The organism is Mesorhizobium sp. M0018 (assembly GCF_040323955.1).
Lineage (GTDB): Bacteria > Pseudomonadota > Alphaproteobacteria > Rhizobiales > Rhizobiaceae > Mesorhizobium.
On record NZ_JAMYVL010000001.1, the window covers coordinates 23,561 to 34,612 of the forward strand.

General features: G+C 64.7%; 9 protein-coding genes. 6 read left to right on the forward strand and 3 right to left on the reverse strand.

Features of this window, described 5'->3' with window-relative positions:
• Window positions 1–32: 32 nt before the first annotated feature.
• On the reverse strand, window positions 33–2,420 hold the full coding sequence (locus NKJ81_RS00140) for a thiamine pyrophosphate-dependent enzyme (protein WP_352539476.1): 2,388 nt from the start codon (window positions 2,418–2,420) through the stop codon (window positions 33–35).
• Between the two features lie 137 nt (window positions 2,421–2,557).
• A complete protein-coding gene (locus NKJ81_RS00145; protein WP_352539242.1) occupies window positions 2,558–3,778 on the reverse strand; it encodes a mandelate racemase/muconate lactonizing enzyme family protein in 1,221 nt (406 codons plus the stop codon).
• A gap of 117 nt (window positions 3,779–3,895) precedes the next feature.
• Here NKJ81_RS00145 and NKJ81_RS00150 point away from each other — a divergent pair, with 117 nt between their 5' ends.
• From NKJ81_RS00150 to NKJ81_RS00165, 4 genes are read left to right on the forward strand one after another with little or no spacing between them, the layout of a single operon-like run.
• Window positions 3,896–4,690 (forward strand): SDR family NAD(P)-dependent oxidoreductase, encoded by a 795-nt coding sequence (locus NKJ81_RS00150; protein ID WP_352539243.1) that lies wholly within the window; start codon window positions 3,896–3,898, stop codon window positions 4,688–4,690.
• Between the two features lie 4 nt (window positions 4,691–4,694).
• Window positions 4,695–5,543 carry a transketolase gene (locus NKJ81_RS00155; RefSeq protein WP_352539244.1) on the forward strand — a complete coding sequence of 283 codons (849 nt, stop codon included), beginning with the start codon at window positions 4,695–4,697 and terminating at the stop codon, window positions 5,541–5,543.
• Window positions 5,540–6,529, forward strand: coding sequence for a transketolase family protein (locus NKJ81_RS00160; RefSeq protein WP_352539245.1), 990 nt, complete (start codon window positions 5,540–5,542; stop codon window positions 6,527–6,529). The genes NKJ81_RS00155 and NKJ81_RS00160 overlap by 4 nt, the downstream gene beginning before the upstream one ends.
• A 9-nt stretch (window positions 6,530–6,538) precedes the next feature.
• The gene (locus tag NKJ81_RS00165; RefSeq protein WP_352539246.1) at window positions 6,539–7,720 is read left to right on the forward strand and encodes a mandelate racemase/muconate lactonizing enzyme family protein; all 1,182 of its coding nucleotides are present in this window, start codon (window positions 6,539–6,541) and stop codon (window positions 7,718–7,720) included.
• On the opposite strand, the gene NKJ81_RS00170 is transcribed toward NKJ81_RS00165, so the two are convergent.
• Window positions 7,721–8,752: a LacI family DNA-binding transcriptional regulator gene (locus NKJ81_RS00170; RefSeq protein ID WP_352539247.1), complete on the reverse strand. Its 1,032-nt coding sequence runs from the start codon at window positions 8,750–8,752 to the stop codon at window positions 7,721–7,723.
• A 243-nt stretch (window positions 8,753–8,995) separates the two neighbouring features.
• Between NKJ81_RS00170 and NKJ81_RS00175 the strand changes: the two genes are divergently transcribed.
• Together NKJ81_RS00175 and NKJ81_RS00180 are read left to right on the forward strand one after the other, a co-directional pair.
• Entirely contained in the window at window positions 8,996–10,006 is a 1,011-nt protein-coding gene (locus tag NKJ81_RS00175; RefSeq protein WP_352539248.1) for an ABC transporter permease, read from the forward strand.
• Between the two features lie 53 nt (window positions 10,007–10,059).
• Complete coding sequence (locus tag NKJ81_RS00180) at window positions 10,060–11,034, forward strand: sugar ABC transporter substrate-binding protein (protein WP_352539249.1); 975 nt, start codon at window positions 10,060–10,062, stop codon at window positions 11,032–11,034.
• Window positions 11,035–11,052 lie beyond the last annotated feature (18 nt).

An 11,052-nucleotide genomic window follows, 5' to 3' on the forward strand; every position in this document is an offset into this window, starting at 1 on the left:
TTGCCCTTCGGATTTTACAGGGAGAGTGGTGACTATTTCTTGATGCCGCCAATGCGGCCACCCATCGGCACCACGGCGCCGACCGGCTGGTCGATCACGGCAAGCGTGCCGCTGACTGGCGCCTCGATCTCGACCACGGCCTTGTCGGTCTCGATCTCGGCGACCAGTTCGCCTTCCTTGACCGCATCGCCGACCGCTTTCCGCCATTTGATGACGGTGCCTTCGCTGACGGTGAGATCGCCGAACGGCATCGTCACCGGCTCGTCGTCGCCGGCGGCGGCGGGTGCCTGGGGCGCAGCGGGCGCAACCTTGGCGGGAGCAGGTGCCGATTTAGCCGGTGCGGCACTTTCCAGGCCGACCGTGTACCAGTGATCGGGAATCGGCGGCTTGCCGGCGATGACGTCGCGCACGCCCTGGACGATGCGCTCCATGTCGACCAGCATGGCGCGTTCCAGTACGGGCGCGAAGGGATGTGAGGTCGGCGCGGTGTGCAGCCTTCCGGGCGGAGCGTCGAGTTCATCGAAGGCAAGTTCGTTGATGGCTTGCGCGATCTCGCCACCCAGGCCGCACATCGCCCAGGCCTCGTCGACGATGAGCAGGCGATGGGTCTTGCGCACGCTGGCGACGATCGTCTCGATGTCGAGCGGCATGATGGTGCGCGGATCGATCACCTCAGCTTCGATGCCTTCGGCCGCCAATGCCTCCGCCGCTCCAATCGCGCGCTGCACCATCTGCCCTGCGGCAACGACGGTGATGTCGGTGCCGGCCCGCGCGATGCGTGCGACGCCGAACGGGACAAAATGTTCGCCAAGCGGCACCTCGCCCTTGGAGGCGAACAGCGCCTTGGGTTCGAGCATGATGACTGGATCGCCGGCCCTCAGCGCTGTCTTCATCAGCCCCTTGGCATCGGCCGGGCTCGAGGGAACGCAGACGATGAGGCCCGGCATATGGGCGAAGACCGGATGATAGATGCCGCTGTGGTGCGGGCCGGAACTGCGCAGCGCGCCGGCGCCGACGCGCACCACCATCGGCGCGCTCATCAGTCCGCTGGTCATGTAGCGCAACTTGGCGGCCTGCAGGAAAATCTGGCCGGCGGTCTCGAAGGCGAAGTCGGCAAACATCAGGTCGGAGACCGTGCGCGCGCCGGTAGCCGAGGCGCCGACGGCGGCGGCGGTGAAGCCCTGTTCGGAGATCGGCGTATCGACCATGCGCTCGGCGCCGAACTCCTGCCAGAGGTTTCTGGTGTGGGCGAAGCTGCCGCCACGCTCGCCGATGCCTTCGCCAAAATAGAGGATTGCCGGATTGGCGCGCATTTCCTCGGCGATGCCGTCGCGTACCGCCTCGAGCCAGCCTTGCGTGCGCGTCTCGCCGACGGCGCGCGGCTGCAGCGCTGCCGGCGGGTTGATCGGATCGGCAAAGACATGCAGGCGCACCGTTGCCGGGTCGGGCTCGGGCGAATTGCGGGCAAAGCTCAGCGCTTCCTCGACCACCTTGTCGATCCGCGTTTCGATGGCGGCGAGAGCTTCCGTGTCGGCGATGCCATAGTCCTCGACCAGCTTCTTGCGGAACATGTCGATCGGATCGCGCCTGATCCAGGCGTCGAGTTCTTCCTGCGTGCGGTAGGTGCCGATGACTGGATCGCCCTCATGGTGGCCGACGGTGCGATAGGTCTTGGCCTCGATCAGCGTCGGACCTTTGCCGGCGCGGGCGCGCTCAGTCGCTTCCTTCATTGCGAGCCAGACGGCGAAGACGTTGTTGCCGTCGACGGCAACGCCTGGCATGCCGTAGGACGCGGCCCTGGTGGCGATTTCGGGATTGAGCGTGACGGATTTCAGCGGCGTGGCGGTGGCGTAGAGATTGTTCTCGCAGACGAACACCGCCGGCGCGCGCTGCACGGCGGCAAAGTTAAGCGCCTCGTGGAAGCCACCATGATTGGCGGCGCCATCGCCGAAGAAGGCCACGCCGATGTCGTCACGGCCCTGCTGGCGGGCGCTCATACCGATGCCGACCGCATGGCCGATGCCGGCGGCGACGATGCCATTGGTGCCAAACAGGCCGACCGAACGGTCGTAGAGATGCATAGTGCCGCCACGGCCGCCGCAAATGCCGTCGACCTTGCCGAACAGCTCCGCCATCACACGTCCGGGGTTGGCGCCCTTGGCCAGCGCGTGGCCATGGCCACGATGGGTTGATGTGACCCAGTCGGTCGGCCTGAGATGCGCGCAGACGCCGACGCCCGTCGCCTCCTCGCCGATATAGAGATGCAGGAAGCCGGGCGTTTCGCCCTTGCGGCAGGCGATTTGGGCGATGCTTTCGAAGCGGCGCAACAGCACCATGCGTTCGAACAGATCGAGCAGAATCTTGCGGTCGGGGAGGTTTGGCGCACCCCTGGACTCCTCGCGCGTGCGCGCCGCAGACATTGCCACCAAAGCCTCCCTGAATACGTCTGACGCCGGACGGCAGAGCGCCGGCGGCGAGCTTGTTGGTCGCCCGCTTCGGCGCATAATAGATTATAATAGCATAATGTCTACCGACACTGAACAGAGGCGCGCGGGCGCTAGATTTTGGTGATCCGGACCGTGGCGTCGGGACGCTCGAACAGCTCCGGCCGCAAGCTGAGACCGAGCCCCGGCCCCTCCAGCGGCACGACATGGCCGTCGCTGACCAGCGGAATGTCGGCGACGATCTCGGTGTACCAGCCGGTGAAATAGGCCCGCACCGCTTCCTGATAATTGACGTTCGTCAAGGTCGCCGACAGGGCGCAACTGGCGGCATAGACGATCGGCCCGGTACAGTCGTGCAAGGTGACCGGCAGTTCGCTGGCTTCGGCCATGTTGGCTATCTTGCGAGCCTCGGACAGACCACCGCACCAGGCGAGGTCGATCATGATCACCGAAGCGGCGCGCTTGTCGATCAGTTGCTTGAACATCTGCCGCGACGCGAGCCGCTCGCTGGCGGCGATCGGGATCGAGGTATGGCGGGCAAGCTCGGCCATGGCGTCGAGCTCGTTGTAGCGGATAGGCTCCTCCAGCCAGGCGACGTCGTAGGCTTTCAGCGCCTCGGCGATGCGCAGCACCGGCGGCAAGGTCCACAGGCCGTGCAGTTCGACCATGATTTCCATGTCGCGGCCGACGGCGTCGCGGATTTTCTGGAACGGCTGCAGCGCGCTGTCGAGGTCGGCCAGCGAAATGCGCGTACCGTTCGAGGCCTCGGCGGCAATGTCGAACGGCCATATCTTCATCGCCTTGATACCTTCGAATTTCAGGCTTTTGGCGAGGTCGCCGGCATTGTGGCGCCAGGCGAGCAGATCCTCATACGGGCCTTCGTTCGAATCGCCTGCCTTGAGCGACCAGTCCTCGCCGCGCTCGAACAGAGCGTTCTTCTTCGTGGCGCGGACATGTTTGTAGCCGGCGCAAGTGTTGTAGATCGGCACGGTCTTGTGGGTACGGCCGCCAAGCAGCCGCCAGACCGGCTCGCCGAGCGCCTGGCCATATATATCCCAGAGTGCGATGTTGACGGCGGAATTGCCACGCACCTCGGCGCCGGAATCGCGCGCGCCGACATAGACGCTGCCCAACGTACGGTCATGCAGTTCGATGTCGCGCGGGTCCTTGCCCAGAAGGTAAGCGGCGACATTGTCGTGGATGTAGGAGGCGACCGGCCCCGGCGCCCAGAAGGTCTCGCCGGTGCCGATGAGGCCGGCATCGGTGTGGACGCGCAGCCAGAACAGGAACGGGAACTCCGCCAGTTGCAGCGTTTCGAGCGCGACGACTTTCATTTTTTCCTCCCTGTACCGACCGACCGCTCGGTCGGCGGACAATAGCACATCCCCGTTGACAGCCATTTATGGTACCGGTATCAATTTCGTCAAGATGGCCACCGGGAGGGTGCTCGCATGCCTGCCGAAATTCTCGATACCACGCCACGCAGAGCGCTGGTCACGGGCGCCGCCGGCGGCCTCGGCCGCGAGGTGGCGATACAATTGGCGGCCCGTCGATGCGCGGTCGCCATCGCCGACATCAACGCCGAAGGCGCGACCGAGACCGCTCGCCTTGTTCGGGAGAAAGGCTCCGAGGCCGAGACGATCATCGGCGACTTCACCAGGGAAGGCGCGCCGGAGGCAGCTGTCGAAAAGGTGGTCGCGCGTTGGGGCGGTATCGACATCCTCGTCAACAATGCCGGTTATGGTGTGATCGAGCCGTTCCTCGACGCCACTTACAAGTCCTGGACACGCACGCTGGCGCTCAATGTCACGGCACTTGCCATGGCCTGCAAGGCGGCTGGCCGGGTGATGCGCGAGCAGCGTTCGGGGCGCATCATCAACATCACCTCACCCGGTTCGCGCATGGCGCTGCCCGACTACACCGCCTACACGGCGAGCAAGGCCGGCGTCGATTCCATCACCCGCGCCGCGGCGGTTGCATTGGCGCCCTACGGTGTACTGGTCAACAGCCTGGCGCCGGGCATGATGGACACCGAGATGCAGCGGTCGACCGAGGTCGACCTCGCCCGCGCCAATGGCCGCGACGACCTGCAAGCCTTCCTCGACGAGCGCACCCGACGGATCCCGCTCGGCCGACGCGCCGAGATTTCCGAAGTCGCCGAGGCCGTCGTCTGGCTCTGCCTCGATTCGCCCAAATACATGACCGCTGAGCGCCTCAACATGTCGGGCGGGCTCGACAAGGACTGACCTTATGTTGCGAAATTCCCCACCCGGCAGTGCCGATATTGGCGCGCTCGAACGCAAGGCGACACGGCTGCGCCGGCACATGCTGACCATGGCGCGCGGACAGGGCCAAGGCTATATCGGCCAGGGCCTCGGCATCGCCGATGTGCTGGCCGCGCTCTACTTCCACGAACTGCGCTACGATCCGCAGAATCTGGTATGGCCCGATCGCGACCGCTTCCTGCTGTCTACCGGACACTATTCCATTGCACTGTGGGCGGCGCTGGCCGAGGCCGGCATCATCCCGGTCGAGGAACTCACCACCTACGGCGCCGACAATAGCCGGCTGGAAATGTCGACACTCGACACCACGCCCGGCGTCGAGGTCATCGGCGGTTCGCTCGGCCATGGTTTGGGACAAGGCGTCGGCCAGGCGCTGGGCTTGCGCGTCGACAAATCCGACGCGCGCGTCTTCGTCGAGTTGTCCGATGGCGAAATGCAGGAAGGCTCGACCTGGGAAGCGGCGATGTCGGCCAGCCATTTCAGGCTCGACGGGCTGGTGGCGCTGATAGACTGCAACGGCATACAGGCCGATGGGCCGGCGGTGCTCGAGATGGAACCGGTCGCCGACAAATGGCGCGCCTTCGGCTGGCAGACATCGGAGATTGACGGCAACAACATGAAGGCGGTGGTCGGTGCGCTGGCCGGCGCACGCGACCGCAACGGCAAGCCGAAGGCGATCGTGCTGCGCACATTGCCGGGCAAGGGCGTGCCGCGCATTGAGACCAGCGAGAAATCGCATTTCTTCCGCATAGACATGACGCAGTGGGACGGCATCATCGCCGAGTTCGAAAAGACCGTGGGAGCAACCCAATGAGCAGCACGGCGATTGAGCCCGGACGCACGCTGCCCATGGGCCAGGACGAAGCGGTCGGCGGTGGCCAACGGAGCGTGGAGGCACCGTTCGGCAAGGCTTTGGCGCGGCTTGGCCAGAGCCGCCCCGACATCGTCGGGCTGACCGCCGACCTCGGCAAATACACCGACATATTGCCGTTCCGCGATGCCTTTCCGGAACGTTTTTTCAATGTCGGCATGGCCGAGCAGAATCTGGTCGCCGTCGCCGCCGGACTGGCGCGCACCGGCAAGGTGCCTTTCGCCACCACCTATGGTGTGTTCGCGACCCGGCGCGCCTATGATTTCGTCGCCATCGCGCTCGCCCACTCCAGCCTCGACGTCAAGATCGTTGCCGGACTGCCGGGATTGACCACCGGCTATGGCGGCACGCATCAGGCGATTGAGGACCTGGCGCTGATGCGCATGATCCCCGGCCTGACCATCATCGACCCCTGCGATGCCACCGAGATCGAGGCTGCGACCGACGCGATCGCCGAGCATCGTGGTCCAGTTTATATGCGGCTGCTGCGTGGCAACGTGCCGGTGATATTTGAAGCTGGCTATCGCTTCGAAATAGGCAGAGCGCGACAGCTTCGCGAAGGCTCGGATGTCGGCATCATCTCGACCGGCTTGATGACCGAGCGAGCGCTGGACGCGGCGGAAGCCTTGCGCAAACAAGGCATCTCCGTCGGAGTGTTGCACGTGCCGACGATAAAACCGTTCGACGCCGAGGCGGTGGCCGAATTTTCGACCGGCTTCAACCATATCGTCACGGCGGAAAACCATGTTGTTGTCGGCGGCTTGGCGAGCCTTGTGGTCGAGACCTTGTTCGATGCCAGCATCGCGAAGAAGGTAACGCGCATCGGCCTGCCCGACCGCTATATCGAATGCGGCGCGGTGCCGACCTTGCAAGCGAAGTACGGCCTGACGACCGAGGCCGTCATCGCAACGATCGCCGCCCTGAATTAGGACTGCCGCATGAAGATCACAGAGATCGAGACCTTTGCCGTCGGCGCGGGCTGGAAGAACTGGCTGTTCGTCAAAGTGCATACCGACAAAGGCATCCACGGCGTTGGCGAAGGCACGCTGAACGGCTTCATCAAGACCACCGAAGCCGGGGTGCACGAGCTCAAGCATCTCGCCATCGGCCAAGACCCGCGCCGCATCAATGCGCTGGCCAAGCGCTTGCTGGACAGCGTTTCGCTCGATGGCGGCCATATCCACCGCACGGTGATCGCGGCGATCGAGGTCGCCTGTTGGGATATCCTGGGCAAGAGCCTCTGCGTGCCGATCCACCAGTTGCTCGGCGGCCAGGTGCGCGACAGCGTGCTCGGCTACGCCAATGGGTGGTACCGCACCGAACGCATGCCGGAAGCCTTCCTCGAGGCCGCCAAAGCGGTTTTGGCCAAGGGTTTTAAGGCATTCAAACTCGACCCTTTCGGCACCGCGCAAGGGTTTATTTCGCGCGAGGAATTGGACCTCTCCTACGCTATCTGCCGGATGCTGCGCGACAGCTTGCCCACGGACACGCTGATCCTGATCGACGTGCATGCCCGCTTCACCGAGATCGCGGCGCTTCAGACAGCCCAGAAATTTTCCGATCTCGACATTTACTGGTGGGAGGAGCCGACCTCGCGCGACCGGCAGGAGACCGTGCATGAAGTGGCGCATCGCTCGCCGATCCCGGTTGCGACCGGCGAGATGTACGACACGGTCGGCCAGTTCTACACGCTGGCCGCCGGCGGCGGCGTCAACATCTTCCAGCCTGAGCCGATGTCGCTCGGCGGCATCGGGCCGTCGATGCAGGTGGCCAATCTGGCGCTCGCGCATGGCAGCCATATCGCGCCGCACCAGAGCGGTGGACCGGTGGCTACGGCGGTGTGCCTGCAGCTCGCGGCAGCGGTGCCGAATTTCCTTATCCAGGAGCATTTCGACGCCTTCAACGACCCGTGGACACGCGACCTGGTGACCTGGCACCCAACCGTCAATCCCCACAATGGCCACCTGTCGTTGCCGGACGCGCCGGGGCTCGGCATCGATCTCAACATCGATGCGATCAAGGATCATCCCTACGATCCCGATGCCTATCTCAACGTCCACGCCGAAGGCTGGGAAAAGCGCCTCGGACGACGTGAAGAGACCGGCAGGAAGAAACCCTGATCAGGCGCTTTCGCGGTCGACGATCTCGAAGCCGAGGCTGGTGATGGTCGGCACCTTGGTGTCGCCGCCGAGCCTTGCCAGCAATTGCCGCACGGCGCGCCGGCCCATCTCGTAGCGGTTGACCTTTACCGTGGTCAGCGGCGGATAGAGCTGCGCGGCCAGATCCATGTCGCCATAGCCGGCAATCGCGATCCTGCCCGGCACCGCCCAGCGGCGGCGGTGGCACTCCTGCACGGCGCCGACGGCCAGCGTGTCGCTGGAGAAGAAGATGGCATCGATATCCCTGTGACGGGAGGTCAGCGTCACCAGCGCCTCGGCGCCGCCTTGCGCGGTGATCGGCACCTCGACCTCCATGTCGGCATGGTTCTTGATGCCGAGTTCGGTGAGCGCGGCATGATAGCCGGTGCGGCGCTGCTGTAGGCGATCATTGCCATGGATCGGCGTCGAGACGAAGCCGATGCGCTTGTAGCCCTTGGCGGCCAGATGCATGGTCATGGCATAGGCCGTCTCGAAGTTGGAGACGCCGACCACCATGTCGATCGGCTTGCGGCCCTTGATTTCGGAAATCTCGACGATCGGCGCACCGCTGCTCCTCAGAAGCCCGCGCGCCGCCTCGCTTTGTACGAAGCTCTGCAGGATCATGCCGACCGGGCGCCAGCCAAGCAGGTTGCGGATCGATTTCTCCTCGGCCTCCTGCGTGAATTCGCCTTGCACCAGAAGCATCGAGTAGCCGCTCTCATGGCATTCGTCCGACATGCCTTGCACCTGTTCGGCAATGCCCGAATTGATCAGCGGCGGCACCACCGTGCCGATCATGCGGCCATTGCCGCGCATGCTGGAGGCCAGCCGGTTGGGCACGAAGCCGGCCTGCTCGATAGCCTCAAGCACTTTCGCGCGCGTCTCGGGCGAGACCATGTCGGGATTGGACAGCGCCCGCGATACCGTCATCGGCGCGACACCAACGCGCTTGGCGATCTCGCGGACACCAAGGCGCTGCCGCTTCTTCTCGCCCGCCGGCGGCTCGTCGACCATCACCATGCTCCAAGAGAGCGCGATCCGTCAGCAATGTCCCGCGGACCGCGGCGTAAACGCCCATTCATAGCGGTTGGCGCGAATGCATTCCAGCGATGGAGCTGGCTATGCACTGCCAGGAAATTCGCCGTTGACAAGTTATAATATTATAATCTTAATGGCCAAGAGGAGTGCGCCAGGATCGGCACAGGTGAATGGAGCCGGCCGCAAGAGCCGGCGACAGGCGCCGCCAGGGAGGTCAGGATGAACAGCGCGGCTGAGGTGAGCGCGCCGCTCCGGGACGCGCGATCGTTCCGGCGGCGACTGATAGGCTTGATTGCCGTCGGCGAAGTCGGCGTGCTGGCGGCCATGGCGTTGCTGATCGCCTTCTTCTGGCTGATCGAACCGGCCTTCCTGTCGGAGCGCAACATCCGCGCCATTCTCAACGTCGTCTCCTTTGTCGGCATCATCGCCATCGGCCAGACCATCCTGCTGGTCGCCGGCGAATTCGACCTGTCGGTCGGCTCGGTGGCCGGGTTGTCCGCCGTGATCGCCGCCAAGCTGATGACCGCGGCCGCCCTGCCGGTGACCGTCGGCGTTCTCGGCGGCGTTGCCGTCGGTGCCCTGATCGGCCTGCTGAATGGCCTGATCGTCGTCAGGGTCGGCATCCCCGCCTTCATCCAGACGCTCGGCATGCTGTTCATCGGCCAGGGCCTGATCCAGGTGGTGACGGGCGGTTATCCCGTCTATCCGCTGCCCGAGGCGATCAACACGATCGGTGGCACAGATCTCGCCTTTGGGCTGGGCTGGAGCTTTGCCTTCTTCATCGTCGCCGCCATCCTTGCCGACTTCGTGCTGCGGCGCACCGTTCTCGGGCGCAACATGTATGCCACCGGCGGCAACAAGGAAGTGGCGCATCTCGTCGGCATCAAGACCAGCGCCTACAAGATCGGCGCCTTCATCACCGTCGGCGCGCTGTCGGCGATCGCCGGCATGTTCGTCATGGCCGATCTCGGCAGCGGCGGCACTTCGATCGGCAGCGGCTGGGAACTGACGGTCATCGCCGGTGTCGTGGTCGGCGGCGTCAGCCTGTTCGGCGGCGCCGGCACGGTGGCCGGCGGCGTCGTCGGCATTCTCATGCTGAAAGTGGTGCAAAGCGGCCTCGTCGTCATCGGCGTCAACTCCAACTGGCAGCAGATCGCGGTCGGCGTGATCATGGTCATGGCTGTCGGCCTCGACATCGTGCGCCGCCGCTATTTCATCGCCGGCGCTTGAGAGGCCGTGGACATTGCACCGGCAAAATGCCGGCCAACCAAGGGAGGTAAGACATGAAAATCCATTTGAAAAAGAGGGTGATCCGAGCCGCATTGGTAGCGGCGGCCGTTGCCACCTCGCTGGGCTCGGTGAGCTTGGCCCGAGCGGCGGACATCCACCTGCTCTGGGTGCAGGCGATGAAGGATCATCCCGTGCACCGGCTGATGCAGGCCGGTTTCCTCAACAAGTGCAAGGAGCTCGGCTACACCTGCGAGGTCGTCGGCGACCCGAGCGCCACCAACTGGGACATCCCCGCAACGCTGCCGCTTGCCGAAGCCGCCCTCGCCCGCACCAAATACGATGCCATCGGCGTCTACGGTCCCGATCCGGCCATCTATTCCTACATCTCCAAGCTGGCCAAGGAGGGCTTCCCGATCGTCACCTGGCACGTGCTGCCGCCCGAAGGGACCGTAAACGGGCTGAAAGCGGCAACGGGCGAGAACATCGCCGAGGCCGGGACCAACGCCGCGATCGCCATCGGCGACAAGCTCGGCGGCAAGGGCACGGTGGCACTGACGCAAGGCGCCTCCAACGACACCGAAAACGCCATGTCGGATGCCTTCCGCAAGACCATCGCCGCGAAATATCCCGGCATCAAAGTGCTCGACACCCAGATGGAAGGCTTCGAACCCTCGGCGGCGGAAGCCAAGGCGGTGGCGATCCTGCAAGGCAATCCCGACGTGACCGCCGCCTTCGGCACTACCGGCAACAGCATCCAGACCTGGTCGGGGGCGGCCGGCAAGGCCGGGCGCGATGTCGTCATCATCGGCATGGATTATATTCGGCAGAACCTCGATCTGGTAAAATCGGGCGCCGCCTACGGCATCGTCGCGCAGCCGCTCTATGAAGAGAGCGCCAAGGTCGCCGAGCTGCTGGGCGATCTGGCCCAGGGCAAGACCGTGCCCTACAGCAATCCGCTGCCGGCCAAGGTGATCACATCAGCCGACCTCGCCCCCTACTACAAGATGCTGGACAGCGCCGGCCAGTAACAGCTCCCGCCCGGTCCG

Excerpts from the sequence above, each read along its gene's own strand:
- NKJ81_RS00165 (WP_352539246.1), top strand. The coding sequence starts at position 6,539 with ATGAAGATCACAGAGATCGAGACCTTTGCCGTCGGCGCGGGCTGGAAG.
- NKJ81_RS00175 (WP_352539248.1), top strand. The coding sequence starts at position 8,996 with ATGAACAGCGCGGCTGAGGTGAGCGCGCCGCTCCGGGACGCGCGATCG.
- NKJ81_RS00145 (WP_352539242.1), bottom strand. The coding sequence starts at position 3,778 with ATGAAAGTCGTCGCGCTCGAAACGCTGCAACTGGCGGAGTTCCCGTTC.
- NKJ81_RS00170 (WP_352539247.1), bottom strand. The coding sequence starts at position 8,752 with ATGGTCGACGAGCCGCCGGCGGGCGAGAAGAAGCGGCAGCGCCTTGGT.
- NKJ81_RS00155 (WP_352539244.1), top strand. The coding sequence starts at position 4,695 with ATGTTGCGAAATTCCCCACCCGGCAGTGCCGATATTGGCGCGCTCGAA.
- NKJ81_RS00180 (WP_352539249.1), top strand. The coding sequence starts at position 10,060 with ATGAAAATCCATTTGAAAAAGAGGGTGATCCGAGCCGCATTGGTAGCG.
- NKJ81_RS00140 (WP_352539476.1), bottom strand. The coding sequence starts at position 2,420 with ATGTCTGCGGCGCGCACGCGCGAGGAGTCCAGGGGTGCGCCAAACCTC.
- NKJ81_RS00160 (WP_352539245.1), top strand. The coding sequence starts at position 5,540 with ATGAGCAGCACGGCGATTGAGCCCGGACGCACGCTGCCCATGGGCCAG.
- NKJ81_RS00150 (WP_352539243.1), top strand. The coding sequence starts at position 3,896 with ATGCCTGCCGAAATTCTCGATACCACGCCACGCAGAGCGCTGGTCACG.